This window comes from Hydrogenophaga sp. (assembly GCF_011772445.1).
In the GTDB taxonomy this organism is placed as follows: domain Bacteria; phylum Pseudomonadota; class Gammaproteobacteria; order Burkholderiales; family Burkholderiaceae_C; genus Hydrogenophaga.
Map to the genome: position 1 here is coordinate 68,732 of NZ_WVZN01000042.1, position 26,054 is coordinate 94,785.

Sequence of the window (26,054 nt, forward strand, 5' to 3'; positions counted from 1 at the left end):
CACCCCGAAGGAGATCGCCATGAACACCGCGCCGAACATCCCCTCCACGCCGTTCGACAAGGACCTCGAGCGCACCGCGCGCCGCCGCGTCGCCGCCCGCATGGGCTGGACGCTGCACGCCCTGATCTTCCTCGCCGTCAACGCCGGCCTGGTCTACCTCTCGATGCGCAGCGGGCGCGACTGGGCCATCTACCCCGCCCTCGGCTGGGGCCTGGGCCTGCTCATCCACGGCCTGGCCGTGTGGGTGCGCCTGGGCGGCGGCGGCCTGTACGACCAGTGGATGGACCGCGAGCGCGAGCGCCTTCAGCGCGAGCGCGGCGCGCGCCGCTGAAGCCGCGTCCCGCGCGAGCCCGGCATACTGCGCCCATGGTCGCCTTCAACCCCCGCACCGTGGCGCGCCGCGCGCTCATCGCCGTGGTGTTCAACACCGTGCTGGCGCTGGGTATCAGCGCCATCAAGGGCGATCACTTCGCGCCGACCCTGCTGTACTCGCAGCTCATCGGCCTGTCCATCTGGGCCGGTATCGACGGCGGGCGCTACCTGCTCTCACCCGGCGGCTGGCCCGGCGTGCGGCCGATGGCCGCGCTGGTGGTGGTGGCCGTGTTCGCGGGCTACGCATTCGGCCTGGCCGCGGGCAATGCGCTGCTGGGCCGCCCGCTGCTGTCCAGCGCGAACAACCTCCCTGGGGCCACCGTCGGCTTCCTGCTGATGTCGCTGGCGCTGGGCGCTTTCGGCGCGTACTTCTTCACCAGCCGCGAAATGCTGGCCATCGCCCGGCTGGAACAGGAAGAAGCCCAGCGCCAGGCGAGCGAGGCGCGCTTGCGCCTGCTCGAATCGCAGCTGGAGCCGCACATGCTGTTCAACACCCTGGCCAACCTGCGCGCCCTCATCGCCACCGATCCGCCGCGCGCCATCCAGATGCTCGACCGGCTCAACGACTTCCTGCGCGCCACGCTGTCCGCCTCGCGCAGCGACGCGCGGGGCGGCCAGCACACCCTGCGCGACGAATTCGCGCGGCTGGACGACTACCTCAGCCTCATGAGCATGCGCATGGGCCCGCGCCTGCGCGTCTGCCTGGATTTGCCCGAGGTGCTGGCCCCCCTGCCCGTCCCCGCGCTGCTGTTGCAGCCGCTGGTGGAGAACGCCATCCGCCACGGCCTGGAGCCCAGCGCGCGCGGCGGCGAGCTGCACGTTGTCGCGCAACGCGAGGGCGACACACTGTGCCTGAGCGTGAACGACAACGGCGTGGGCAGCGAGGCACCCGCGCATGAAGGCTTCGGCCTGACCCAGGTGCGCGAGCGCCTGCAGGCCCTGCACGGCGCCAACGCGCGCCTGGAGTGGCACAGTGCGCCGGGCCAGGGCACGCGCGCGCGCCTGGTCCTGCCCATGCCCGAATCGAACGCCACGGCATGAACGCCAACGCCCTCATTGCCGAAGACGAACCCCTGCTCGCGCAGGCCCTGCAGGCCGAGTTGGGGCGCGCCTGGCCCGGCCTGCGCGTGCTCGCCACCGTGGGCGACGGCCTGAGCGCCGTGCAGCAGGCCCTGGCGCTGCGGCCCGACGTGCTGTTCCTCGACATCCGCATGCCCGCCCTGAGCGGGCTGGAGGCCGCCGCCACGCTGGCCGACGACTGGCCCGCCGAGCAGCCACTGCCCGCGCTGGTGTTCGTCACCGCGCACGACGAGTTCGCGGTGCAGGCCTTCGAGGCGCAGGCGCTGGACTACGTGCTCAAGCCCGTGCAGCCCGAGCGGCTGCAGCGCACCGTGGCCCGCGTCCAGGCCGCGCTGCGCGCCCGCGCCGCCAGCGTGGCGCCCGATTGGGCGGGCCTGCGCGCCCTGCTCGCGGGCGCGCCCTCGGCCGCGCCACGGCTGCGCCACCTCATGGCCAGCACCGGCAACAGCGTCCAACGCATCGCCGTTGACGAGGTGCTGGTGTTCGAAGCGGCCGACAAATACCTGCGGGTGCTGACGGCGGGGCGCGAATTCCTGATCCGCACCCCGCTCAAGGAACTGCTGCCGCAGCTCGATCCCGAGGCGTTCTGGCAAATCCACCGCGGCACCGTGGTGCGGGTGGACGCCATTGATCGCGTGACCCGCGACGAGGCGGGCAAATGGCGGCTCACGGTGCGTGGCCTCGACGAGGCCTTTGCCGTCAGCCGCCTCTACGCCGACCGCTTCCGCGCGATGTGAAGCGGTGGCGCGCCGGGGTCATCGTTTCAGTCGTCCCAGCCACCACGGCGACCGTCGCGGTAGCCGTGCTTGTAGCCATGTTTGTAGCCGTGCTTGTGCCAGTGCTTGGGCGGACGGTCGTGACGCCACTGGCGCGGGTGCTGGTACACGGGGTAGGAGTGGACGACCACCGGGTGCGGGTGCACGACCACGGGCCGCGGGTACACCACCACAGGGCGCGGGCTGTACACCGGGTAGCCGTAGGACGGGTAGCTGTAGACCACGGTGGGCGCGTTCGACACGCCCACGTGCACACCGGGCGAATTCACGCCGATGGACCAGTAGACGTTGTCGCGGGCCTGGGCCTGCGAGGCGATGCCCGACAGCGCCCAGGCGCCGGCTGCCAGCGACAGCAAGGCCAGACCGCGCAGTGCGCGGTGGTGGCGGGGGCTGAGAGACAGGGTATTCATGGGGTGACTCCAGAGCGACGGCGGCGTGCCGCACCTGAATTACAGACAATGCCGGGGCCGCGCGCACCACACGCCCGGTCAAAGCTGTAGCAACACGTAAATGGCGACCGATCTTTACATTCCTCCTCAGGCCAAACCCTTGCTCGACCAATGGTGCGGCGACGGCCTCACCCGACATTGGCCCAGCGAGCCGCGCGACAAACTCTGGTTCGGCTTCGACCCGGAGCAGGACGAGGACCTTCGCCACCGCTACGGCGCGCTGGTGGACGAGGCCTTGGCCGGCGGCCTGACCGACTGGGCCGGCGCACCCCTGGGCCGCCTGGCCCTGGTGCTGCTGCTCGACCAGTTGCCACGCAACCTGTTCCGCCGACAGGCGCGCGCCTTCGCCGGCGACCCACGGGCCCAGGCGCTCACACACGCGGCCGTGGCCAGTGGCGAAGACGAGCGCCTGCCCGTGGTGGCCCGGGTGTTCCTCTACATGCCGCTGGTGCACGCCGAGTCGCTGCCTCTGCAGGACGAAGCCGTGCGCTGCTTCGAGCGCCTGCGCGAGCAGGCCCCGGCGTTCTGCCACGCCACGCTGGACGAGAACCTGCGCTACGCGCGGCTGCACCGCGACATCGTGGCCCGCTTCGGGCGCTTTCCCCACCGCAACGAGGCCCTCGGGCGCGCCAGCACCGCCGAGGAGCTTGCGTTTCTGAAGGACGGGCCGCGCTTCGGGCAGTAGGCGCTCGCTCAGCCCCCGGCCAGCGGCCTCAGGGCCGCCGGCAGCCAGTCTGCGAGGCGCGCGTGGATGCGCGCCTCGCGCCGCTGCCACCAGATGCCCAGCGCCACGAAGCCCAGGCCCAACAGCGTGAGCACGAAGGGAAACAGCAGGCTGTCGGCGAACACCTTGTAGCTGAGGTAGCCCACGTAGCCGGCCACGCCAATGGCGCCGAACACCGTGAACACGCGCCGCGCGATGGCCGCGCCCAGGAACACCAGAACCACATTGATGAGCGCGTAGCCCAGCTTCGACAGCTCGGAGTCGCTTTCGCGAAAGCTCAGCCCGCACCAGAACATGATGGCGCCGAACAGGTAGAGCCAGAAGGCGAAGTCCTGCCGGTCGCGTGGGTCGCTGGCCAGGCGGCAGCGCAGGTCCACCCACACCGCGATGGCGCAGGTGGCCAGACCGAACACCAGGGACACGTCGCGCGTGAATTCCCAATCGAAACCCTCCTGGCGCGTGAGCATGTGCGCCACGTCCATGTTCAGGTACCACAGCGTCACGGCCACCGGCATCACCATGAACGGCAGGCGCAGCCACCACAGCATGCCCACGGCGGCCGCCAGCGTGAGCAGCTCCAGCGTGAGCCAGCGCCAGTCGATGAGGCGGTGGTAGTCGCGGTAGCTGTCGGGTCCGCCCTCGGGCCACAGGCCCAGGCCGCTCTGCACCGACCACGCCGCCAGCGGCACCAGGCACACCGCGATGGTGGCCAGGATGCCTGCCGGGATGTGCAGGCCGCGGCCTTGCAGGTGGCGCGCCACCGCCACCGCACCCACCGCGTACCCCAGCGAGAGCAGCAGCACGCCCCAGGCGCCGAACAGCTCCCAGCCCAGGGTCATGAACAGCGTCATGGCGCCAATGGCCAGCAGGCCGCCGAAGTAATAAAGCACGTGGGTGAAGCTGAAGCGCGCGGGGGCAATGGCATCGCCCGCCCAGCGCGCCCACAGGCGCTCGGCCTGCTCGAGAGAGATGTCGCCTGCCTGCGCGGCGGCCTGCAAGCGGGTCCAGTCGATCTGCAGGCGCTGGCTTCGGTCCGGCGCCAGGGTGTTCTCGTCGCTCATGGGGTGCTCCTCCTGGCGCGCACGATAGCGCACAAGTCCCGGCCGGTGGCGACGGCCTGAGCGTGCTGCCTACGCCATCGGTGGAAGCGGCCTTAGACCCGGGTCGACCCTCCCTTGGTCTAGACCCGGAACGGCCCGGCGCGGCCCTTCACCCATGCGCCGTCTCTTGATCATTTCGAAACATCAGATGAGCTCACTCCACGACGCGACCGATGCCCTGCGCCTGCTCACGCAAGCGAGCGAACGCCTGACCCAGATCACCGGCCTCACCGAAAGCGAGGACGCCGCCTGGTTCATCGACTTCCAGGGCGACGGCGGCTTCATGGCCGAGTGGTCTGCCGACTGGTCCCGCCTGGTGCTCACCGCCGACTTGGGGCAGCCCACGGCCGAGGGCGAGCTGAGGGCGCTGAACCTGGCCCTGTCCTACAACGCCCTGTGGCGCGAGATCGGCGACCTGCGCATCGCCCGCGACGGCGATGAAGGCGAGCTGATGCTCATCGGCGAGCTGGGGCCCGAGGACGGTGATCCCGAGACCTTCAACGCCGCGCTGCTGCACTTCGAGGCCCTGCGGCGCTGGTGGGTCGACGCCATCGCCCGCGCGGCGACCAGCAACCCGGCGCCGCCCACGCCGCCGGGGGTCATGTTCGATCGCATCTGATTTCCCATCCCTGCTCCCCCATCAACAAGCAAGCCATGTCCATCAAAAACATCTTCCGCACCAAGGCGCCAGCGCCAACCCCTGCACCAGCCCAACGGCGAGTGCAGTTCGCCGAATTCGACCGTCTCATCCTGGAGCCAAAGCGCGAAAAGGGGGCGAGGCGAGCTGCTCGGGTATCCGTTCACTATGGGCAGTCCCCCGCCCAAGCCGCCAACTGCAACGTGCCAAATGATCTGCGACGCCCGCCGCGTGGTCGCCAGGCAGCGGATCAAGCTTCAACCCCTCTGGATCAGCTCGCGCGAGCCAGCACCTTCGAAGACTTCGCCCGGATCCCGGGCAATGATCTGCCGACAGAGCCACAGCAGGCGCCCAATGCCGCGGCCAGACAGCTCGATCAGATCGCCAAGGCGGCGACGTTCGACGACATCGCGAGACTTCTGGGCAATTAAGGAAGCCATCGAATTCGCGGAGCGGGGCCCGCCTTGGCCCTGCCGCGACATCCCCGTGGCGGCGGTCCCTAGAATCCGCCCATGACCTCCCCCGCATCCCCCGCGCCCACCGAAGGCGACGCCAAAGCCAGCAACTTCCTGCGCCAGATCATCGAAGCCGATCTGGCCAAAGGCACCTACGCCAGCCGCCAGTGGGCCGGCAGCCCCGGCGACGCCGCCCACCAGGCCGCCGGCCAGCCCGACCCGGCCAGGATCCGCACCCGCTTCCCGCCCGAGCCCAACGGCTACCTGCACATCGGCCACGCCAAGAGCATCTGCCTGAACTTCGGCCTGGCGCGCGAGTACGGCGGCGTCTGCCACCTGCGCTTCGACGACACCAACCCCGAGAAGGAAGACACCGAGTACGTCGACAGCATCATCGACGCGGTGAAGTGGCTGGGCTTCTCCTGGGACGGCAAGGGCGGCAGCCACCTCTACCAGGCCAGCGACTACTTCGACTTCATGTACCGCGCGGCCGAATCGCTCATCGAGCGCGGCCACGCCTACGTCGATGAACAAAGCGCCGACGACATGCGCGCCAACCGCGGCGACTTCAACACGCCGGGCAAGAACAGCCCCTTCCGCGACCGCACGCCGGCCGAGAACCTGGCGCGCTTTCGCGAGATGCGCGACGGGAAACTGCCCGACGGCGCCGCGGTGCTGCGCGCGAAGATCGACATGGCTTCGCCCAACATCAACCTGCGCGACCCGGCCATCTACCGCATCCGCCGCGCCACGCACCACAACACCGGTGACAAGTGGTGCATTTACCCCATGTACACCTACGCGCACCCCATCGAGGACGCGCTGGAGCAGATCACCCACAGCCTGTGCACGCTGGAGTTCGAGGACCAGCGCCCGTTCTACGACTGGCTGCTGGAGCGCCTGACCGAAGCGGGCCTGCTGGCCAGCCCGCCGCCGCGCCAGTACGAGTTCGCGCGCCTGAACCTCACCTACGTCATCACCAGCAAGCGCAAGCTGGCACAGCTGGTGAACGAGAAACGCGTGAGCGGCTGGGACGACCCGCGCATGCCCACCCTCGTCGGCCTGCGCCGGCGCGGCTACACGCCCGAGGCGATCCAGCACTTCGCCGAGCGCATCGGCGTAACCAAGAGCGACAGCTGGATCGACTACAGCGTGCTCGAAGGCTGCCTGCGCGAGGACCTGGAGAACAAGGCGCCCCGCGCCATGGCCGTGCTGGACCCGGTGAAGCTGGTGATGAGCAACTGGGGCGAGGTGTTCGGCAGCGACGATCACCTGGAGACCTGCACCCAGCCCGCCCTGCCGCACTCGGCCATTGCTGAGGGCCAGACCCCACCGCCCGACCGGGTCTTCAAGATCGGCAAGGCCGTGTGGATCGAACGCGAGGACTTCGAGGAGGTGCCACCCAAGGGCTACAAGCGCCTGTTCCCGGGCAACGTGGTGCGCCTGAAGGGCGGCTACGTCATCGAATGCACGGGCTGCGCGAAGGACGCGGAAGGCCGCGTGACCGAAGTGCATGCCAAGGTGATCCCCGGCACCAAGAGTGGCACGCCGGGCGCCGACAGCGTCAAGGCCAAGGCGGCCATCACCTGGGTGGGCGTGGCGGATGGCATCCCCGCCGAGGTGCGGCTGTACGACCGACTGTTCAGCGACCCGCACCCGGACGCGGGCGGCAAGGATTTCCTGTCGGCGCTGAACCCGGACAGCCTGAAGGTGGTTCAGGCCTGGGTGGAACCTTCACTGGCCACCGCCAAACCGGACGACAAGTTCCAGTTCGAGCGGCACGGGTACTTCGTGGCGGACCAGGTGGAGCATGGCGTGGGTGGCAAGGCGGTGTTCAACCGGGTGACGGGGTTGAAGGATTCGTGGGGGAAGTGATCCACGCGCGCAGTGGGCGTTCACGAAGTGCTGGCGGCTCGCGAGAGTCGCCGGCATTTCGTTTGAGGGATGGCTGATTTGCAGCGTTCTCGAACACCAGGCCTGACGGCCTGTATGGCCGCTTTCAGGCTGAGTGCGGGTGTTGGTGACATGCGAGCCGTATTGCAGAGCGAGGTTGGCCAACGTGCAGAAGAAGATCAGCCTTGGCTGAACGAAGCAATGCAGGTCAGTTCGACTCAGCAGGATTTTTTGAACGAATCATCAACTGTCATGGGCAGCCGCTGCATGCTTTGTTTGCCGTCGGCGATTACACGCTGATGCGACCGATCAGCGCCTGGCGGTCGCCTGGATCGCCCGATTCACCCTCGGCCACCACTTGACCACGTTCGATCAGATAGTGCCGCGTGGTCAGGTTCAGCGCGCGATGCACGTTCTGCTCGACGAGCACGATGGGTGTCCCTTCGCGGGCCAGCTTGCCGATCAGCTCGAATATCTCGTCGACGATCATCGGCGCCAGCCCCTCTGTGGGTTCGTCGATCAGCAGGAGGCGCGGGGCCCCTGCCAGCACACGCGCAATCGCCAGCATCTGCTGCTCGCCTCCCGACAAGGTGGTCCCCATCTGGCGCCTCCGCTCGGCCAGACGGGGAAATCGCTGGTAGGTGTCGTCGAGGCGCCGACGGGATTCGGCCCGGCTGCGCGATGGGCACTGCATCTGGCCCAGTCGCAGGTTCTCTTCCACAGTGAGTCCGGGAAAGATGCGCCGGTCCTCGGGCACCAGGCCGATACCGCGGCGGCAGATCTGGTCGGCACTGACGCCGTCGAGACGCTCGCCATCGAACAGCACCTGTCCGCTCGACGGTGACAGCCAACCCGCAATGGTCTTGATCAAGGTGGTCTTGCCCACACCGTTGCGCCCGAACAGGCCGATCACCTCGCCCTTGCCCACGCGCAGGTCGATGCCTTGCAGCACGTGGCTCAGACCGTAGTGGGTGTGAATGCTTTTGAGTTCGAGCATCAGTGCTTCTCCCCGAAATAGGCGGCCTGCACCGCCGGATTGGCGCGCACCTCGGCCGGTGGGCCCTCGGCCAGCTTCTGACCCTGGTGCATCACGACCACGTGGTCCGACAACTGCATCACCAGATCGACGTCATGTTCGACGAGCAGGATGGACAGCCCGTGGTCACGCGACAGGCCCCGGATCAGGGACTCGGTTTCGCGGGTGTCGGTGTGGCTCATGCCCTGGGTGGGCTCGTCGAGCAGCAGCATGCGCGGTCGCGAGGCCAACGACACCGCGATCTCCAGACGTCTTTGTTCGCCATGCGACAGGTAGCCGGCCAGCTCGTCGGCCTTGGCGCGCAGCTCGAACTGACCGAGAAGCTCGTCGACCCGGTGCGAGGCGATAGTGCTGCGCACCAGTGGCCGGAACAGGCCGCGGCCACGCTCCAGAAACTGTGCGGCCAGGCGAAGGTTCTCGCGAACCGTCAGATCAAAGAACAGGTTGGTGATCTGGAAAGAACGCGACAGCCCGTTGGCCAGAAGCTGGTGCGGCGCCTGGCTGGTGACGTCCCGGCCATCGAAGCGCACGCTGCCGGCCGTGGGGCGGATGGCCCCGCTGATGAGGTTGAACAGGCTGCTTTTGCCTGCCCCGTTGGGCCCGATGACCGCGGTGATGCGGCCGGGCTGGGCCTCGAAGCTCACGTCGTGCACGGCCCTCAAAGCGCCGAACTGCACGCTCAGGCCCTGAACCGAGAGGATGGCGCTCATGGGCGGATCTCCTTGCGCGGGTGGCGGCGGTCCAGCCAGCGCTGCAGTGCCGGCGTGGCATAGCCGATCAAGCCGCGTGGCATCACGATCACGACGATCACGAACATCACGCCGATGACGATGTGGTGATGCGCGGTGAAGGACCCCACCACCGAGCGCAGGCCGGTGAGGATGGCCGAGCCATAGAGCGGCCCGATCAAGGTTCCGGTCCCACCGACGATGACGTTGATGACCGCATTGCCCGAGACCTGGAAGAACATCAGTTCGGGCGAAACGAACCCGCGCAGCATGGGGTAGAGCGCGCCGCTCGTACCCGCGATGCAGGCGGCCCCCACGAAGGCGCCCAGCTTGTAGCGCCAGGGGTCGACCCCGAGAAAGCCCACGCGGTGCTCGTTGGTGCGGATGGCATCGAGCTGGCGGCCCGCCGGGGTGTCCCTCAGGTAACGCAGTCCGATGTAGATCGCGCCGATGAACGCCAGCACCAGCAGGAAGAATCCTTCGGGCGTGCCCGAGTTCAGGCCGGGGATCACCTTGGCTGCGGGCACGCCGATGATGCCGTCGGAGGCCCCAAGCTCGCGCGTGTTGTAGATCACCTTTGACAGCACCTGCGCCATGCCGAAGCTGATGAGAGCGAAATAGACCCCCTTGGAACGTATGGCGATCAGTCCACCGATGAGGCCAGCCACCATGCTGAACGCCAGCGCGCTGGCCATGGCCAGCCACAGGGAGTCGCTCCAATGCTTGAGCACCAGTGCCGACACATACGCGCCCAGGCCGAAGAACAAGGCTTGTCCCAGCGGGAGCAATCCGACGCGACCCAGCAGCAGGTCTACCGACAGCGCCAGACCACCGAAGATCAGGGCCTCCGTGGCCAGGCGCAGGTAGAACACGTCGCCCAGGGCGAACGCGGTGGCGCCGAAGACCAAGGCCCCGGCAAAGAACAGGATGGCCAGCCATGACGCAGCGGAGCGTCGCCGTGCCGGGGGAACCATGGCATCCATGGCCTTGCGCCCCGAGGCGATCGCGGAAGAAGATGCGGGTGTGGTCATCTCAGGCGCTCCCGAGTTTTCCGAACAGCCCTTGCGGACGCCACATCAGCACCAGGACCATGATCCCGAACAGCAGCGGATCGCTCCATACGGGCGAGATGTAAAGGCTGGAGATGGACTGCACCTGCGTGAGCAGCAGGCCGGCCAGCACGGCGCCCTTGATGGATCCCATGCCGCCGATGATCACCACGCTGAAGGCGATGAGCACGAAGTCGCGCCCCATGGTGGGGAACACCGAATAGATCGGCGCCAGCAGGACGCCCGCGATGCCCGCCAGCGCCACACCGAAGGCGAACGTCGCGGCATAGACGCGGTGGACCGGCACTCCCAACGAAGCGCTCATGTGGCGGTCGTACGCGGCGGCTCTCACCACGGCGCCCACCGACGTGCGGAACACCAGCAGCCAGACCGCTGCGATCAGCGCTCCGCCGAACAGCATCACGAACAGCCGGTAATTGGGAAAGAACAAACCCACCATCTCGGTGGCACCGCTGATGGGCGCCTCCATGCGCAGCGGGTTGGCGCCGAAGACGATCTTGAGCGCGTCTTCCAGCACCACCGCCACGCCGAAGGTGAGCAGCAGGGTCAGCGTGTGGCGGTCCTTGCTGTGGAAGACGCGCTGGATAAGGCCGCGTTCGGTGGCGTAACCCAGCACCGCCATCAGCAGCGGCGTCAGGGCCAGTGCCCACCAGAATGACAGCCCGAGGCCCAACAGGGCCACGGCCAGGTAGGCACCGATGGCGTAGAACTCGCCGTGGGCCATGTTGATGACGTCCAGCAATCCGAAAATGATCGTCAGGCCCAGGGCCATCAACACCACGGCCACGCCGATGGAAAGGCCATTGATCATCTGCGGTGCCAGCACGAACTGCAGCCACTCCAGGGCGTTGCTCATGGTGTTGGGCTCCAGGCGTTGATCAGAAGCGGTTGCAGACGTCGGGACCGATTGCCGCGTCCGCCTTGACCTGCCCCACGAGCTCGAACTTGCCGCCATTCACACGCATGGCATACATGTCCTGCATCGCCTGGTGGTCGCCGGCGCGCATCGTCTTGGTGCCCTGCGGCGTGCTCCATTGAAGGCCCCGCATCGCGGTGCGGACCTTGTCGGTGTCGGTGCTGCCGGCTTTTTCGACCGCGGCCTTGTAGAAGAACAGCACGCCGTAGCTGTCGGCGCCGTACAGGTCGGGCGCAGACTTGTTGGCCGCTTCGAAGTCGGCCACGAACTTGCGGTTCTCGGGTGAGTCGATGCTGGTGGCATAGCCGACGCCGGTCACGAAGCCGTCAGCGGCCTTGCCGATGGCGGGCAGGTTCTGCGAGGTCACCGTGCCGGAGGCGCCCACCACCTGCACGTTTCGGCTGATGCCGAACTCGGCCATCTGCGAGAACAGGCGCACCGTGTCGTTGCCCGCCACCGACGTGTAGATGACCGCCGGACGGGCCGAGCGCATCTGGCCGAAGAAGGGTGAGTAGTCCTTGTTGTCGAGCGGCGCGAACACCTCGCCGACCGACTTCGATCCCTTGGCCTCGGCGGCCGACTTGAAGGCTGCCACCGTGCTGCGACCCATCTCGTAGTCCGGTCCGAGGTAGAACACGTTGGCGTTGGGTTTGGTGCCCGCGAGCCAGTCGGCCAGCGCGGCCGATTGCATGCCCGCCCTCGCGTTGACTCGGAACACATTGGGCGAACACTTGTCGCCGGTGATCGAGTCCGCGAACGACACGGTGGTCGCGATCAGGCGGCCGTTGCGCTCGGCGAGCTGGCCCACGGCCAGGGTGGATCCGCTGTTCACGGTGCCGGTGAGGAAGTCGACCTTGTTCACCTGGAACAGCTTCTCGGCCTTCTGCACGGCCACGGCGGGGTTGGCCTCCTCGTCTTCGTAGATCAGTTCCAGCGGGCGCCCGGCCACGCCACCGGCGGCGTTGATCTGGCGCGCGGCCAGGTCCAGCCCCCACTTCACCTGCTGGCCGATGCCGGCGTAGGTGCCCGACAGCGGCGTGACCACGCCGATGCGGATGGGCTGCGTCTGTGCCAGGGTGTTGCCGGCAAAACCGGCCAGGGCGAGCGCCAGCGGAAGGGATGCGGTGCGAAGGGTGGTGGTTTTCATGTCTGTCTCCTCAGGTGGGGTGGTGGAGGTGGCGGGGAAATCAGGTGCCGTTGAAACGGGGACGGCGCTTGTCGTGGAAGGCTTCCACGCCTTCACGGAAGTCGTTCGAGCTGCGCAGGCGCGAGTAGCAATGCCCTTCGAGCTCGATGGCGATCGACAGGGGCGAGTCCTCGGTGTCGTTGAGCAGCTTCTTGGCGGTACGCTGGGCCAGCGGCGAGAAGCCGCGCAGTTCGTCGACCAGCGCGTCGGTGGCGGCCTCGAGTTCGGCGTCGGGCACGCACTCGGTGGCCACGCCCCAGTCGCAGGCCTGTGGACCGGCGATGCGGCGGCTGCGCATCACGATGTCCTTGGTGCGCGTGATGCCGACCATCTTCTGCAGCCGGGCCGAGCCGCCCGAACCGGGGATCTGCCCCAGCTTCTGTTCGGGCAGCGCGTACAGCGTGGTCGGCGTGACCAGGCGGAAATCGCAAGCCAGGGAGATCTCGAAACCGACGCCGAAGCAATAGCCGCGTGCGGCAGCGATCACCGGTTTGCTGCAGCGGGCTGGTGCGGCCACGTTCCAGGCCAGCTTGCTCACGTGCTCGGGCGAGGCCTCGAGAAAGCCCTTGATGTTGCCGCCGCTGGAGAAGTGCTCGCCTTCGGCGCGCAGCACGATCACGCGCACCTCGTCGTTGGCGTCCAGCGCCTCGAAGGTGATGCGCAACTGCTCGCGCTGCGTCATCGAGATGACGTTGAACGGCGGTCGGCAGAGCACGATGTCGGCGCGCTGGCGCGCGGGGTCGATCTCGACGCGGTAGCCGTCGAACGCAGCACTCAGGGTGAGCGCGGGGTGTTTCAGGTCATTGAGTTGCATGGCGTCCTTGCAGGGTGTGGGAGAAACGAAGGGGAGGCCGCCGTCAGGCCGGTGGCACAGCGGGCAGCCATGGGGGCGCGGCGTCGAACTCGCCGGCCACCAGCTTGCGGCGCAGCACCTTGCCCACGGGGGATTTCGGGATCTCGCGCACGAACACGTATTCGCGCGGTCGCTTGAAGTTCACGAGATCGGAGGCGCGGCAGTGCGCGTCCAGCGATTCGGGGGCCACGTTGTCGCGCGCCTTGACAAAGGCCACCACCCGCTGACCCCAGCGCTCGTCCTTGAGTCCGGCCACCGCCACCTCGTCCACGGCGGGGTGCAGCGACAGCACGGATTCGATGTCGACCGGCGAGATGTTCTCGCCGCCGCTGATGATCATGTCGTCCACGCGGCCGGTGACGAACAGATCGCCGTCGGCGTCGACATAGCCGGTGTCGCCGGTGAAGTACCAGCCCTCGCGCAGGCTGCGCGCATTGGCCTCGGGGCGGTTGTGGTAACCCTCGAACGCCTCGTCGCTGAGCAGATCGGCCACGATCTGGCCTTCCTCGAGCGGTGCGGCCACCTCCTGCGGGCTCTTCGCATCGAGCCTGATCACCCGCAGGCGGGTGTTGATGCCCGCGCGGCCGGCCGACCCGGGCTTGCCCACGGCGTCCTGGTTGATCGAGAAGGTGTAGATCTCGCTGCTGCCGTAGTGATTCACGAACAGCTCCGGTCGGAAGGCCTGCTGCAGGCGCAGCAGCAGCGCGTCGTGCATGGGCGCGCCGGCGAAACCGAGCTTGCGCACGGATTGCGTGTCGGTGCGCTTGAACTCGGGGTGCGAGAGCAGGTCGTGGTAAAGCGTGGGGACGAGGTAGAGATGGCTCACGCGCTCGGCTTCGATCGCGCGCAGCGCGGCCGCGGCGTCGAAGCGGGGCATGCAGACGAAACGGCCATCCACCAGCGCCATGGTGAGCAGCGAGCGCACGCCCATGGTGTGGTAGAGCGGCATGACGCCCAGCGTGCGTTCACCGTAGGCATAGCGGTTCTGCGCAACGTGCGCCAGGGCGGCCACTCGCTCCGCGCGCTGCCGGCGCGGCACTCCCTTGGGTGCGCCGGTCGTGCCCGATGTGTAGAGCATGAGCGAGAGGTCTTCGGCCCGCGCCAGCGGCGTCGGGTCGGCGGGCGCGGAGAAGGCCTGCGCGAAGCCTGGGTCGTCGCTTACGATGTCTCCCGCTGCGATGCGCGCCACGGTCCGCGCAAGGGGCGACTGCGAAACCGACTCCTGCGACGCCGCCTCGTACACCAGCAGCTTCGCTCCCGAGTCGTGCAGCGCGTAATCGATCTCGTCGGATTTGGCGCGCCAGTTCAGGGGTGTCATCACCAGGCCGGCAAACTGGCAGGCCCAGTGCAACGTCGCGGCCTCGTGGCGGTTCTGCAGCACGCCAAGCACGTGATCGCCTGGTCGCAGGCCAAAGGCCGCCAGCCCGCGCTGCACGCCACCGATCGCACGCGCCCACTCGGACCAGGTCATTCGCAACGCGCCATCCACCAGGGCAGTGGCGCTGGCCGCGCGGTCCACGCTTTGAAGAAAGGTGCGTCCGAGATCAAGCACGGGCCACCTCCATCACGGCGTTGACGATCGGCGTGTAGCCGGTGCAGCGGCACAGGTGCCCGCTGAGCATGTCGCGCACCGCGGCCTCGTCGGGCACCTGGCCGTTGGCGCGCTGGCGCTGCAGCCAGTCGGCGCTGGACATGAGGATGCCCGCGGTGCAGAAGCCGCACTGCAGCGCATGGTGCCGCTTGAAGGCGGCCTTGAGTGCGTCCAGCACCGCGTCGTTGCCGCCGGGGTTCTCCACGGTATCGACCTGGCGTCCGTCCACCTGGACCGCCAGCGTCAGGCAGGCACGGGCGGCCACGCCGTCGATGCGCACCGTGCAGGCGCCGCAGACACCGTGCTCGCAGCCCACGTGGGTGCCGGTGGCGCCGAGTTCATGGCGCAGGAAATCGCTGAGCAGCAGCCGCGGTCGGGCCTGGCCGCTGCGCGCGCGGCCATTGAGGGTGAGGCGCACCGTGTGCAAGGCCTCGCGCTCGAGAACGGGGTGGTTCATGCGGGTCTCCGTGCTTGCTGGATGGCCTGTCGCGCCAGACGGCGCAGCAGGTGGCGGCGCGTGGCCGCGCTCGCGTGGGCGTCATCACGAACGTCGAGCGACCACGCGAGTTCGTTCAGCGCATCGTCGAGCGCGTCATCGGCCAACGGCGGCAATTCGACGGCGTGCGGCCGGTCACCCAGGCCGCCCACCGCCACCCGCATGCCTTGTGCATGGGCGATCACCGCGACCGCGCACAGCGCGAAATCGCCATGGCGGCGGGCGTGCTCCGCAAACCCGAAGGACTGACCTGCGGCGGGGCGTGGGAAACTCACCGCTTCGATGAGTTCGTCGGCCCGGCGCGCCGTGCTCAACAAGCCGGTGAAGAACGCAGCGGCGGCCAGCTGGCGGCGACCGCGCGCGCTGCACAGGTGCACCGTGCCCTGCAAGGCCACCAGGCACAGCGGCAGCTCGGCCGACGGGTCGGCGTGCGCGATGGAGCCGCACACCGTTCCGCGGTTGCGGATCTGGACGTGCGAGATGTGCGGGATGGCCAGTGCCAGCAGCGGTGGCACATCGGGATGGGCCTGCAACTGCGCTTGCGTGACGGCCGCGCCGACGCGCAATGCGCCGGGCTCCACCGCGATGGACGCCAGCTCGGCGCTGCGCGAGATGTCGATCAACAGCGCGGGCTGGGCCAGCCGCATGTTGAGCACGGCCATCAAGGACTGACCGCCGGCCAGGATGCGTGCGCCTTCGCCATGACGCTGCAACAGCTCGGCGGCGACGGAAGCGCTGTCGGCGCGCACGTAGTCGAACGCCGCGGGCTTCATGCCTTGACCCCCAGGCGCTGCAGCAAGCGGTGCCACCAGGCCACCGGCGCGGCATCGCCGCCCGCGGCCTGACGCCCTAGCGATTCGAAGAGCTGCGCCACGATCACACGCGCCGCGCCCTCCAGCATGCGGCTGCCCACCATGGCCACCTTGCCACCCACCTGGGCGCGGTAGTCATAGTGCAGGCGGGTGCCTGCGGCCGTGGCTTCCAGCCGCACCAGGCCGTCGCCCGCGCCTGTGCCCAGGCTGGAGCTGCCGCGGCCGGCCAGCCGCAGCCGTTGCGGCGCCTCGATGTCGGAGAGCGTGATGCGCGCTTCGTATCGCGCCTTGATCAGACCGATGCCCACCGTCACATCGGCCCGGTAGCGGTTCTCGCCATCGGCCTGCAGTGCGTGGCAACCCGGGATGACGCGGGCCAGCGCCGCGGGGTCGAGCAGCACGGCAAAGACGCGCTCGGGCGGCGCGGCAATCTCCACCGTGCCTTGCGCGGCGAGCGACAGGCCTTCGCCCGCGGCGGCCGGCGCGGGGGCAGGCGCCTGCGGGTGGCGCGGCGCGGGTTCGGCCGTCTGCAGGTGGTGGAGCACGCGATCGGGCGTGAGCGGCAGTCGGATGTCGGCGACGTCGCGCAGCGGACGCAGCGCATCCGCGAAGGCATTGGCGATGCAGGGCGGCGTGCTCATGTTGTTGCCCTCGCCCAGGCCTTTCGCGCCCAGCGGCGTGAAGGGGCTCGGTGTCTCCAGGTGCACGATCACCGGGTCGGGTGCCTCGCAGGTGGTCGGCATCAGGTAGTCGGCCAGCGTGCCGCTCTGGAAGCTGCCGTCGGCGCCGTAGCGGAACTCCTCCAGCAGGGCCGCGCCCAGGCCCTGCGCAAAGGCGCCCCGGATCTGGCCGTCGGCCAACGCCGGGTTGAGCAGGCGCCCGGCGTCGTGCGCCGTGATGTAGCGGTCCACACGCACCGCACCGGTATCGGGGTCGATCTCCAGGCCGCAGACGTCGAACACGAAGCCGTAGGCGGCCGAGGTGTTGACGCGGTCCTGAGGGTCGGGTGCGCGCAGGGTCTCTGGCGTCCAGAAGGCGGTCTCCCGCAGACCCGGTGTCTCGCCCGCCGGCAGCAGCGCAGGTGCCCAGTGCGGGCTGGCGGCCAGCCGCGTGAACGGCTGGGCCTGGTCCGGCTGACGGCGGTTGAAGACCTTGCCGTCCTCGAAGCCGATGTCCGCGCTGTCGCAGCCCCAGGCCGCGGCGGCGATGCGCGCCAGCTTGTCGCGCAGGCGCTGCGTAGCCAGGTGCACCGTGCCCGCCACGGCGCCCGCGAAGCGGCTGCTGTAGTTGCCCGCGGCCACGCTCCAGGCGTCCTTGGCGGTGTCGAACTCGACGTTGACCACCACCTGTGCAGGGTGCAGGCCGAGCACGTCCGCCACCACCTGGGCACACACCGTCATGTGGCCCTGGCCGGCCGGGGCGGAGGCGATGGTCACGTTGACGCCACCCAGCAGGTCGATGGCGACGGTGGCGCTGGCGATGGCGCCGTTCTTGGGCCCGGCCTTGGCGCGCTGTTCGGCCGTGAGCACGGTGCTGATGTAACCCATGTTCGACACCGACGGTTCAACGATGGCGGCCACGCCGATGCCGTAGAGCCGGCCTGCTGCCCGCGCTGCGCGCTGACGCTCGGTGAGTTGCCCGGCCTGTGCTTCGGCCATGGCCATGTGGGTCAGGCGCGCGTAGTCGCCGGAGTCGAGCACCGCGCCGGCGGCCGCGGTGTAGGGGAAGGCGTCGGCCGCCACGTAGTTGCGCAGGCGCAGCTGCACCGGGTCGATGGCCAGCTCGACCGCGATGCGGTCCATCAGCCGCTCCAGCGCGTAGTACACCTGTGGCCCACCGAAGCCACGCACCAGGCCGGTGGGGGTCTTGTTGGTCACGACCACGCGGTTGCGCACCGCCAGGTGCTCGATGGCATAGGCGCCGGTGAGCGCGCCGTGCATGCGGTAGAAGGTGGCGGGTTCGGGCGCGCGCAGGTAGGCGCCCACCTCGTCGGCCTGGTCGTAGCGCAGCGCCAGCACGCGGCCCTCGGGCGTGACGGCGGCCTCGATGGTGGTCAGCCGCGCCGTGGCCGAGGTGGCGGCGCTCAGGTGCTCCAGGCGGTCCTCGACCCACTTCACCGGCGCACCCGCCTTGCGCGAGGCCAGGCACATCAGCACCACGTACGGGAATACCGCCTGCTTGACGCCGAAGCTGCCCCCCGAATCGCGGGGCACGCGGTGGCGCAGCTTGTTGCCCGGCACCTTCAGGGCCATGGCCATCACCGCGTGCAGCGAAAACGGCCCCATGAAGTTCGAGAGCACGTCGTAGCCCTCATCGCCAGGAAGGTGCTCGGCTATCACCACCCCGCATTCGATGGGCGAGCAGCTGTTGCGCGGGTAGTGCACGGTGGTGCGCACCGTGCGCACGCCGGGCTGGGTGAAGGCCGCCCCGGGCTCTCCGTAGCAGAACTCGCGGTCCGACACCACGTTGCTGCCCACGGCCTCGTGCAGCGGCAGAGCGCCGTCCTGCAGCGCACGTTCGATGTCCATCACCACCGGCAGGGGCTCATACTCGACCCGCACCAGATCGAGCGCGTCCTCGGCGATGTAGCGGTCCTCGGCCACCACCACCGCCACCGGTTCACCCACGTGGCGCACGCGGTCCACGGCGAGGGCCCAGTGCTGCATCGGCTGCTTGACACCCACCACGAAGGGCTGAGCCCAGGCCTGCACGTCGGCGCCGGTGAGCACGGCGCGCACGCCGTGCAGCGCAAGTGCAGCTTGCGTGTGGATGCCGAGCAGCCGGGCGTGCGGATGGGGAGAACGCAGGACCGCCGCGTGCAGCGTGCCCGGGCGTGTGCCCAGGTCATCGGCGTAGGCGCCGCGACCGTTCAGCAGGGCATCGTCTTCCACCCGCTCCATGCGTTGGCCGACCCAGGCCTGCCGGGCGGCACCCACCAGTGAAGGTTCTGCGTGCAAGCTTGTCTCCTGTGCCGATGTGGCGGCTGCAGTTCATGTGCAGCGCCAGTGTCAGGAGGCAGGAGGTGCGCGCGTTATCGCCAGCGTCGGGCGAATGACCGGACGATCTGCCGGCTATCCAAAAAGTCTGGTGACTTTGCGGCCGCGCTCAGATCACGTGCGAGCGTGGGCCGGCCGGCGGCTCGAACAGGTTGACCTTGCGGCGGTAGTCGCTGGGCGTGATGCCCAGGTGCGCGCGAAAGAAGCGCGAGAAGTGGCTGGGCGCGGAGAAGCCGAGTTCGTGCGAGACATCGCCCACCGGCTCCTGGCTGTGGGTGAGCCGCTGCACCGCCGCCTCGAAACGCAGCACGTTGGCGTAAACCAGCGGCGTCACGCGCGTGTCGCGCTGGAACAGCGTGAAGAAGTGGGCGCGCGAGAGGCCGGTGGCAGCGGCCAGCCCGTCGACGTCGAGCTCGCGGGCCACGTCCTGGCGCATGAGGGCGATGGCCTGGCGGATGCGCGGGTCCATGGCCACCGGCGGTTTGCTGCGCAGCAGGCTGGCCAGATCACGCCAGCCCGAATAGCTCTCGACCACGGCGATGATGAGATTGAAGAGCAGGTCCTCGAGGCGTCCCGGGGAGACCTCATCGTCCCACCAGAGTTCGAGCACGAACTCCTCCACCATCTTGCGGGTGGCTTCGGTGAGTCGAACGCAGGGTTCGGGAAAGAAGCGCGGATGACCGGATAGTGCCAATGAGCGCTGCAGCTCGGCCAGCCAGCCGGGTTCGATGTAGAGCGCCAGGATCAGCGTGCGCGCACCGGGAGGTGCTTCGTGTTCGTAGGCGTGGTGTTCCCAGGCGTTGACGAGCACGGCGGTGTCGTCCATTAGCGGCGCCCGCTCTCCTCTCACGCTGAAGGCGCTGTCGGCACCGCCTGCCTTGATCAGGATGTGGCAATGGTGATGGGCGTGCCCCACCAGCGGTGCGTCCATGTCCAGCAGGGCAACCCTGCCGAAACGCCCCTGAAAGATCTTGATGGCTGAGGACAAGTTCGAACTCCTGGGCCGAACGATACCGGTATCTGTGGGCACTGAACAGGTGCACGCGACAGTGCCAACCGGGTGGTTGCAGATTTGTTCTCAAACCGTCATGACTGCCCATTCAGCAGCTTTGACGGTGGTCGAATGGCCGTTACGAGCAGAACCGGTCGTTTGGCCGGGAGAAACCACCGGCAGCACCCAGTCTGAACCAGCCCCTCGCTATACCCAGTGACACATCAGAGCGCGCCAAACCCGGTATCACTGAGTCGAACCGAATCGCCCGCCAAATTCCCCTGCCCCGCCCACACCGACAATCAAGCGCTGCGTCGCCCGCGTTGCCCCCACGTAAAACAGTCGTGCCTCGTCGCGCTCGTCCGCGCCGGCCGCGGGCATGTGACCCACGCCCACCAGCGCCACCACCGGGAACTCCAGGCCCTTGCTCACGTGCATCGTCATTACCTTGATGCAGTCGGCGGCGGGGTTGAAGGTGCCGGCGCCTTTTCGAACCTGGTGCGGCAGGCGGCGCTGGCGCAGGGCATTGGCGCAGATGTCCATCTCGCTCCAATGCCGGCACAAGATGGCCATGTCGCCCCAGGCGTGGCCCTCGTTGTGGGCGCTGGCCAGCAGTTCGGCCACTTGTTGCGCCTCTTCGCGCAAGGTGGGCAGGCGGATGACGAGCGGGGCGTCGCCATCGCGGCCGCAACTCACGGGCTTGAGCAGTGGCACGCCGTCGTCGTCCTTGTCTTCGGCGGTCAGCAAGTCGGCTGCGATCAGGCTGGCGGTCTCCAGAATCTGCCGCGTGTTGCGGTAGTTGATCTTGAGGATGGTGGTGCGGCCCTGGGCCTGGATGCCCACACTCCTGAAGCTGAACTGGCGGTTCTTGGTGCGCTCGTAGATGCTCTGTGCGTCGTCGTAGAGCACCAGCAGGCTGTTGGTGGCGGGGTCCACCATCTGCACGATGAGCTTGAACCACTCGGGAGCAAAGTCGTGGCCCTCGTCGATGAGTACGGCCATGTACTGGCCGCCAGGAATCTGCCGGCGCTCCACGCCGTGAATGACTCGGCGGACCATGTCGTCGAAGAAGTGCTCGCGCGGCAGGTTCTGCGCGGGTAACTCCTGTCCATACGCCACCAGCTGGTCGCGGCACCACTTGTGGAAGTGCACCGCGTGCACGCGGTCGGCAATGCCTTTGGTGTGCATCGCCTGTGCCAGTTGCTTGGCCAGCGGCTCGTTGTAACAAAGGATGAGCACGGGCTTGGTGTGTGCGGTTTGCGCGCGGGCCAGGTGCTCGGCGCGATAACCGAGCAGCATGGTCTTGCCGGAGCCCGCCACCCCGTGGATGACGCGGTGCCCGTCGCCCAGGCTGCGCGCCAGTTGCTCTTGCTGGATGTCCATCACACGCATGATGGACGGCAGGTCGGGCGCCGCTTCGTCAGCCGCATTGAACAGCGCGCCCTGCACCGGCACGCGGACGTCGGGGAACATGATCCAGCGCACGCGGTCGATCTGCGGCAGGCTCAGCGCCTTGTTGCCGAACGCGTGCGGAAACATGTTCCACAGGCGCTGCTGGAACGTTTCGACGTCCACCGCTTCCGTCATCTCATCGGAGCAGATGACCAGGTGCGGCTCGATGGCCTCGCCCAAGCCCGCCGTTTCGAATTGGCGCCGCGTGATGTGCGTGAACACCACGCCAAAGCCCCAGGGAAAGGCCAGCTTGCCCTGGTGCGGACCAAGCCCCTGCACCAATTGCGGGTCGCGCTCCAGCGCATTGACGACCTGGATCGCGCAATGCCGCGCCTGCGCCAGTGGATTCATCACCACCTTCACCTGACCATCGGGCGCGATCTCCCACATCTGGCGCGTGGCGCGCTGCACCGTCTCCAACCGCCAGTCCTTGGTCTCCAGGATGAGCAGGCCACGGCGCGGGTGCAGCAGCACGAAGTCGGGGTGTGTCTGCTTTGGGCCGATGGGCACGTCGTACCAGAGCAGGTAGTCGTCTTCCAGCTTTTGTTCGAGCCGCTCGGCGAGGCGCCGCTCACCGGGGGTCATGCGCGAAGCGCAACTGCCGATTGCCGGAATCAGTGTGGCCATGCCCTTGTAAGAATTGACGTCCCTGGGGTGGCATGATGCACGCAAATACCCCCAACCGCATGCTTCGGGTGTCAACGGCGCCAATTGAGTGATCGCCGTCACGTCCGGCGTCCAACCCGACCTCACCATGCTCGCCAACCTCACCCCCTTCCTCCTCCACTGGGCCCTCACCGCCTTCGCGCTCTGGGTGGCCAGCCATGTGTTCAAAGGCATGCGCTTCAGCGGCACGGGCGCGCTGGTGGTGTCGGCCTTGCTGCTGGGCCTGGCCAATGCCATCGTGCGGCCGCTGCTGGTGTGGCTCACCCTGCCGCTCACGTTGATCACCTTCGGGCTGTTCCTGCTGGTGATCAACGCGGTGGTGCTGATGCTGGTGGCGCGCCTGGTGGACGGATTCGAGATCGATGGCTTCTGGACGGCGTTCTGGGCGAGCCTGTTCATGTCGCTGCTGAGCCTGGTGCTCGGCGCCTTCGTGCTGGGCGGCACGCCGGACTTCACTATTCAGACCAGCCCGGGGCCGGGACAGGTCTGGCTCTGACGCGGTAGACAAATCCCCCAAAATGGGTACGATGAGACCCATTTTGGGTACTATCTCCGATACCACTCCCCCAAGCAGCGCCGCCGACGCCCTGTTTCCCCGCGTTCGCCAACGCGTCCTGGCGGTGTTGTTTGGCACGCCGGATCGCAGCTTCTACGCCAACGAACTCGTCGCTCTCGCCCAATCGGGCAAGGGGGCCGTGCAGCGCGAGCTGGAAGGTTTGAGCCACGCGGGCTTGATCACCGCGCGCCGGCAGGGCAACCAGAAGCACTACCAGGCCAACACGGCCTCACCGGTGTTTGCGGAACTGCGCGGACTGGTGCTCAAGACCGTGGGCTTGGCCGACGTGCTCACCGCGGCACTGGCGCCGCTGGCGGCCCACATCGAACGCGCCTTCGTCTATGGGTCCATGGCCAGCGGCGAGGCCACCGCGCACAGCGACGTGGATCTGATGGTCGTGAGTCCCGACCTTGCCTATGGCGAACTCTTCGGCGCACTGGAAGGTGCCAGCGCAGCGCTCGGTCGGCGAGTGAATCCCACCCTATACCCCCCCCAAGAGTTCACCAGGCGCGTGGCGGAAGATCAGGCGTTTGTCACACGCGTGATGCAACAGCCCAGGATATGGCTGATCGGCCGGGAGGGGCCGTCGCATGAACTGGGCACTTGAAAACCTGAGCGGTCCTGGCAAGGCGTTGAAAGCCGAGGCGCCGGATGCTCATGAGACCGCCGGCCTGATCCGCACCGGCACCGCGCGACTCGCGGACGCGCGGCATCCGGCGCTGTCCCTGGAAAGCCGTTTCGACCTGGCCTACAACGCAGCGCACGCACTGTGCCTGGCGGCCCTGCGCCGGCAAGGCTACCGGCCCAGCCATCGCTACATCGTCTTTCAGGTGCTGCCCCACACGCTGAACCTGGGCCCGGAAGTGTGGCGCGTGCTGGACCTGTGCCACAACAAGCGCAACCACGGTGAGTACGAAGGCCTTCTCGACATCGACGAGCGTCTGGTGGCCGATCTCATCACCGCCGCCGAACGCGTCGCGCAAGCCCTTCAGGCCTGATGCCCCGCCCCCACCACCACGTCTACGTCATCGAGCTGCACCCTGACGTGCTGCTCGAACCACGGTTTCGCGCCTGCAACCCGGGCTACCGCGACGGCAAGCCTTGCGTCTACGTCGGCATGACCGGCCTGGACCCCGACACGCGCTTCGACAAGCACAAGGCCGGCATCCAGTCCAATGGCTACGTCTTCAAATACGGACTGCGGCTGCTGCCCGACCTGTACGAGAGCTTCAACCCCATGCGGTACCAAGACGCGGTGGACAAGGAGATCGAGGTCGCGATCGACCTGCGCTCGGCCGGTTTCGGCGTCTGGCAGGCCTGAGGCGATTCAGTGCGTGGCGCCCGCCGCCAACGCCTCGTCCTGCCGCACGCGCAGCGCACATTGCACCGCCAACCGCAGGCCACGCACGATGTCGTCCAGCGCCATGTGTGGCGTGCCCTGTTCGGGCAACCAGGGCACGTGCACGAAGCCGCCGCGCGTGTGGCGCAGGCTGGCGCGGGTAGCCAGTGCGCGCATGAGGCCATAGAACACGTGGTTGCAGACGAAGGTGCCGGCCGTCTGCGACACCTCGGCTGCGACGCCGGCGGCCCGCAACTCGGCCAGCATCGCCTTGATCGGCAGCCCGGTGAAGTAGGCGGCGGGCGCGCCTGGCCGCACGGGTGTGTCGATGGGTTGTCCGCCCGCGTTGTCGGCGATGGGCGCGTCGTCGACATTGATGGCCACGCGCTCCAGCGAAATGGCGCCGCGCCCGCCGGCCTGGCCCACGCAGATCACCAGCGCGGGCCGGTGCGCGTCGAGCAGCGCTGTCAGACACCGCAGCGATTCGCCGAACACGGTGGGCAGTTGCGCTGCCACCACCGCGTGGTCCAGCAGGCGTTCACCGTGCAGGGCCTGCACCGCCTGCCAGCTCGGGTTCACCGACGCGCCGCCGAAGGGATCGAAACCGGTGAGCAGGACCGTGGCGGACGGCGCGGATATCGAGCTGGGGCGGGTGGGCATCGTGCCAATCTACCGCACGCGGTCCGGTGTCTCAGCGCCGTGCGACGCCGCCGCGGATCTCCACCAGCTTGGCCTGCAACCGGCGCTGGTTGTCCGCGCCCATGCGCAGCAGGATCTTCTGGCCAGCGGACATCGATTGCAGCTGGGGGTCGACGTACTCATAGCGCACCCAGGGGCGGGTAGAGACCACTTCGCCCTTCACCTCCACCAGCACGACGGCCGGCGGCGTGGCGGGGACGGGCGTGGCGATGAGCTGGTCCAGCACTTGCACCAGGCGGTCGTTGAAGTAGCGGCCGGGAAAGCCCAGCTCCTCGTAAGCCTGCTGGAACAGCGGGTACAGCCGTCGGTACAGCGCGACAGCCCGGCCCGTGTCCACCGACTCGACAAACTGCACGAAGGGCGCGTAGCGCGCGGCGTTGTCGGGGTGGATGGTCTCGGCCGCACCCCCAGCCCCCTTGGCCGCGGCGAACCGACCCGGCGTGGGGTTGACCGGCCACACCAGCACCGGCGCGTGCGAACGGCCCAGGTTGTCTACCGTGGCCACCGTGCGCTTCACGAAGCCCTCCAACTGCAGGAAGCGCAGCACGTTGGGGCGGCCCAGCAGTTCGCCGAGGCGGTCCCCGACGTAGGGATCGGCATCGGCCAGCGCGGGAAGGGGTGTCGGCTCCGCCGCTGGCTCGGCGGCCGGGGGCTCCACCGGGTGCTGGATGGCGGGCGTCGCCGGTTCAAGCGGGGCCGGGGGAACGACCGGTGCGGTCGCCACCGGCGCGGGTTCCGGGGCGGGCTGCGCCTGCCGGGACTGGTAATACTGCCAGCCAAAGTAAGCGGCCACGGCCAGGATCAGCAGCGCGAACAGGTACAGGGAAAGGCGGGAGTTGTCGTCTCGTTCGGGTTCGCGTGGCATGCCTCGTCGTCTCCGGGAAAGCTCAGCAAACGGCCGATCCTACGCCCCTGCATGGACCCCCGCAAACCGCTGCGCAAATGGCGCCGCGCGAGGCCTTGCCGCTCCCTACCGCTTCTTGTCCGGCGCCGGCGGCACCCTGCCGCCGGCTTCGCGCGCCTCGGACAGGCCGATGGCCACCGCCTGCTTGCGGCTCGTCACCTTCTGGCCCGAGCTGGAGCGCAGCTTGCCCTCCTTCATTTCATGTACGGCTTTTTCGACCTTCTCCGACGCCTTGGGTCCGTATTTGCTCATGGCGGCATCTCCTTGATTTGAAAGG

The 26,054-nt window shown here is 68.3% G+C and carries 29 protein-coding genes; 12 read left to right on the plus strand and 17 right to left on the minus strand.

Annotated features, from left to right (window positions below; translation table 11 throughout):
- Positions 1 to 19: 19 nt before the first annotated feature.
- The 3 genes from GTO19_RS16770 to GTO19_RS16780 are packed head-to-tail and all read left to right on the plus strand — an operon-like array spanning position 20 to position 2,189.
- On the plus strand, positions 20 to 331 hold the full coding sequence (locus tag GTO19_RS16770; RefSeq protein ID WP_291018840.1) for a 2TM domain-containing protein: 312 nt from the start codon (positions 20 to 22) through the stop codon (positions 329 to 331).
- Positions 332 to 366: 35 nt separating this feature from the next.
- Complete coding sequence (locus GTO19_RS16775; protein WP_291018841.1) at positions 367 to 1,413, plus strand: sensor histidine kinase; 1,047 nt, start codon at positions 367 to 369, stop codon at positions 1,411 to 1,413.
- Positions 1,410 to 2,189, plus strand: coding sequence for a LytTR family DNA-binding domain-containing protein (locus GTO19_RS16780; protein WP_291018842.1), 780 nt, complete (start codon positions 1,410 to 1,412; stop codon positions 2,187 to 2,189). Before GTO19_RS16775 ends, GTO19_RS16780 begins: the two co-directional genes overlap by 4 nt.
- Positions 2,190 to 2,215: 26 nt before the next feature.
- Here GTO19_RS16780 and GTO19_RS16785 read toward each other — a convergent pair whose 3' ends face one another.
- On the minus strand, positions 2,216 to 2,638 hold the full coding sequence (locus tag GTO19_RS16785) for a hypothetical protein (RefSeq protein WP_291018843.1): 423 nt from the start codon (positions 2,636 to 2,638) through the stop codon (positions 2,216 to 2,218).
- A gap of 100 nt (positions 2,639 to 2,738) precedes the next feature.
- On the opposite strand from GTO19_RS16785, the gene GTO19_RS16790 reads away from it, so the two are divergent.
- Complete coding sequence (locus GTO19_RS16790) at positions 2,739 to 3,362, plus strand: DUF924 family protein (protein ID WP_291018845.1); 624 nt, start codon at positions 2,739 to 2,741, stop codon at positions 3,360 to 3,362.
- Positions 3,363 to 3,370: 8 nt separating this feature from the next.
- Here GTO19_RS16790 and GTO19_RS16795 read toward each other — a convergent pair whose 3' ends face one another.
- Positions 3,371 to 4,462: a DUF4401 domain-containing protein gene (locus GTO19_RS16795; RefSeq protein WP_291018846.1), complete on the minus strand. Its 1,092-nt coding sequence runs from the start codon at positions 4,460 to 4,462 to the stop codon at positions 3,371 to 3,373.
- 187 nt (positions 4,463 to 4,649) lie between these two features.
- Between GTO19_RS16795 and GTO19_RS16800 the strand changes: the two genes are divergently transcribed.
- The 4 genes from GTO19_RS16800 (at position 4,650) to GTO19_RS16815 (ending at position 7,786) form a co-directional block, all read left to right on the plus strand.
- A complete protein-coding gene (locus tag GTO19_RS16800; protein WP_291018847.1) occupies positions 4,650 to 5,120 on the plus strand; it encodes a type III secretion system chaperone in 471 nt (156 codons plus the stop codon).
- A gap of 35 nt (positions 5,121 to 5,155) precedes the next feature.
- Positions 5,156 to 5,569 carry a hypothetical protein gene (locus GTO19_RS16805; protein ID WP_291018848.1) on the plus strand — a complete coding sequence of 138 codons (414 nt, stop codon included), beginning with the start codon at positions 5,156 to 5,158 and terminating at the stop codon, positions 5,567 to 5,569.
- An 81-nt stretch (positions 5,570 to 5,650) separates the two neighbouring features.
- Positions 5,651 to 7,468 (plus strand): glutamine--tRNA ligase/YqeY domain fusion protein, encoded by a 1,818-nt coding sequence (locus tag GTO19_RS16810; protein WP_291018849.1) that lies wholly within the window; start codon positions 5,651 to 5,653, stop codon positions 7,466 to 7,468.
- Between the two features lie 69 nt (positions 7,469 to 7,537).
- Positions 7,538 to 7,786, plus strand: coding sequence for a hypothetical protein (locus GTO19_RS16815; RefSeq protein WP_291018850.1), 249 nt, complete (start codon positions 7,538 to 7,540; stop codon positions 7,784 to 7,786).
- On the opposite strand, the gene GTO19_RS16820 is transcribed toward GTO19_RS16815, so the two are convergent.
- The 12 genes from GTO19_RS16820 to GTO19_RS16875 all read right to left on the minus strand — a co-directional run bounded on the left by GTO19_RS16820 (position 7,776) and on the right by GTO19_RS16875 (position 22,240).
- The gene (locus GTO19_RS16820) at positions 7,776 to 8,483 is read right to left on the minus strand and encodes an ABC transporter ATP-binding protein (RefSeq protein WP_291018851.1); all 708 of its coding nucleotides are present in this window, start codon (positions 8,481 to 8,483) and stop codon (positions 7,776 to 7,778) included. The two genes, GTO19_RS16815 and GTO19_RS16820, sit on opposite strands and share 11 nt — an antisense overlap.
- On the minus strand, positions 8,483 to 9,232 hold the full coding sequence (locus GTO19_RS16825; protein WP_291018852.1) for an ABC transporter ATP-binding protein: 750 nt from the start codon (positions 9,230 to 9,232) through the stop codon (positions 8,483 to 8,485). The genes GTO19_RS16820 and GTO19_RS16825 overlap by 1 nt, the downstream gene beginning before the upstream one ends.
- Entirely contained in the window at positions 9,229 to 10,281 is a 1,053-nt protein-coding gene (locus tag GTO19_RS16830) for a branched-chain amino acid ABC transporter permease (RefSeq protein ID WP_291018853.1), read from the minus strand. Before GTO19_RS16830 ends, GTO19_RS16825 begins: the two co-directional genes overlap by 4 nt.
- 1 nt (position 10,282) lies before the next feature.
- Positions 10,283 to 11,176 carry a branched-chain amino acid ABC transporter permease gene (locus GTO19_RS16835; RefSeq protein WP_251709640.1) on the minus strand — a complete coding sequence of 298 codons (894 nt, stop codon included), beginning with the start codon at positions 11,174 to 11,176 and terminating at the stop codon, positions 10,283 to 10,285.
- Between the two features lie 22 nt (positions 11,177 to 11,198).
- Positions 11,199 to 12,383, minus strand: a complete 1,185-nt coding sequence (locus GTO19_RS16840; RefSeq protein WP_291018854.1) for an ABC transporter substrate-binding protein — start codon at positions 12,381 to 12,383, stop codon at positions 11,199 to 11,201.
- Between the two features lie 40 nt (positions 12,384 to 12,423).
- Positions 12,424 to 13,236 carry an enoyl-CoA hydratase/isomerase family protein gene (locus GTO19_RS16845; RefSeq protein ID WP_291018855.1) on the minus strand — a complete coding sequence of 271 codons (813 nt, stop codon included), beginning with the start codon at positions 13,234 to 13,236 and terminating at the stop codon, positions 12,424 to 12,426.
- Positions 13,237 to 13,279: 43 nt separating this feature from the next.
- Positions 13,280 to 14,827, minus strand: coding sequence for an AMP-binding protein (locus GTO19_RS16850; protein ID WP_291018856.1), 1,548 nt, complete (start codon positions 14,825 to 14,827; stop codon positions 13,280 to 13,282).
- Entirely contained in the window at positions 14,820 to 15,323 is a 504-nt protein-coding gene (locus GTO19_RS16855) for a (2Fe-2S)-binding protein (protein WP_251709648.1), read from the minus strand. The genes GTO19_RS16850 and GTO19_RS16855 overlap by 8 nt, the downstream gene beginning before the upstream one ends.
- Complete coding sequence (locus GTO19_RS16860) at positions 15,320 to 16,135, minus strand: xanthine dehydrogenase family protein subunit M (protein ID WP_291018857.1); 816 nt, start codon at positions 16,133 to 16,135, stop codon at positions 15,320 to 15,322. Before GTO19_RS16860 ends, GTO19_RS16855 begins: the two co-directional genes overlap by 4 nt.
- Complete coding sequence (locus GTO19_RS16865; protein ID WP_291018963.1) at positions 16,132 to 19,074, minus strand: molybdopterin cofactor-binding domain-containing protein; 2,943 nt, start codon at positions 19,072 to 19,074, stop codon at positions 16,132 to 16,134. Before GTO19_RS16865 ends, GTO19_RS16860 begins: the two co-directional genes overlap by 4 nt.
- Before the next feature lie 205 nt (positions 19,075 to 19,279).
- A complete protein-coding gene (locus GTO19_RS16870) occupies positions 19,280 to 20,158 on the minus strand; it encodes an AraC family transcriptional regulator (protein WP_291018858.1) in 879 nt (292 codons plus the stop codon).
- Between the two features lie 249 nt (positions 20,159 to 20,407).
- Positions 20,408 to 22,240: a 3'-5' exonuclease gene (locus GTO19_RS16875; protein ID WP_291018859.1), complete on the minus strand. Its 1,833-nt coding sequence runs from the start codon at positions 22,238 to 22,240 to the stop codon at positions 20,408 to 20,410.
- A gap of 127 nt (positions 22,241 to 22,367) precedes the next feature.
- On the opposite strand from GTO19_RS16875, the gene GTO19_RS16880 reads away from it, so the two are divergent.
- The 4 genes from GTO19_RS16880 to GTO19_RS16895 are packed head-to-tail and all read left to right on the plus strand — an operon-like array spanning position 22,368 to position 24,156.
- A complete protein-coding gene (locus GTO19_RS16880; RefSeq protein ID WP_291018965.1) occupies positions 22,368 to 22,775 on the plus strand; it encodes a phage holin family protein in 408 nt (135 codons plus the stop codon).
- 43 nt (positions 22,776 to 22,818) lie between these two features.
- Positions 22,819 to 23,442, plus strand: a complete 624-nt coding sequence (locus GTO19_RS16885; RefSeq protein WP_291018861.1) for a nucleotidyltransferase domain-containing protein — start codon at positions 22,819 to 22,821, stop codon at positions 23,440 to 23,442.
- A complete protein-coding gene (locus GTO19_RS16890) occupies positions 23,426 to 23,833 on the plus strand; it encodes a hypothetical protein (RefSeq protein WP_291018863.1) in 408 nt (135 codons plus the stop codon). Before GTO19_RS16885 ends, GTO19_RS16890 begins: the two co-directional genes overlap by 17 nt.
- Positions 23,833 to 24,156 carry a hypothetical protein gene (locus GTO19_RS16895; RefSeq protein WP_291018865.1) on the plus strand — a complete coding sequence of 108 codons (324 nt, stop codon included), beginning with the start codon at positions 23,833 to 23,835 and terminating at the stop codon, positions 24,154 to 24,156. The genes GTO19_RS16890 and GTO19_RS16895 overlap by 1 nt, the downstream gene beginning before the upstream one ends.
- A 6-nt stretch (positions 24,157 to 24,162) precedes the next feature.
- On the opposite strand, the gene pcp is transcribed toward GTO19_RS16895, so the two are convergent.
- From pcp to GTO19_RS16910, 3 genes are all read right to left on the minus strand, one after another.
- On the minus strand, positions 24,163 to 24,834 hold the full coding sequence (gene pcp / locus GTO19_RS16900; RefSeq protein WP_291018867.1) for a pyroglutamyl-peptidase I: 672 nt from the start codon (positions 24,832 to 24,834) through the stop codon (positions 24,163 to 24,165).
- A gap of 31 nt (positions 24,835 to 24,865) precedes the next feature.
- Positions 24,866 to 25,738: a DUF3014 domain-containing protein gene (locus GTO19_RS16905; RefSeq protein WP_291018869.1), complete on the minus strand. Its 873-nt coding sequence runs from the start codon at positions 25,736 to 25,738 to the stop codon at positions 24,866 to 24,868.
- A 105-nt stretch (positions 25,739 to 25,843) separates the two neighbouring features.
- A complete protein-coding gene (locus tag GTO19_RS16910; RefSeq protein WP_291018871.1) occupies positions 25,844 to 26,029 on the minus strand; it encodes a DUF6496 domain-containing protein in 186 nt (61 codons plus the stop codon).
- Between the last annotated feature and the right edge of the window lie 25 nt (positions 26,030 to 26,054).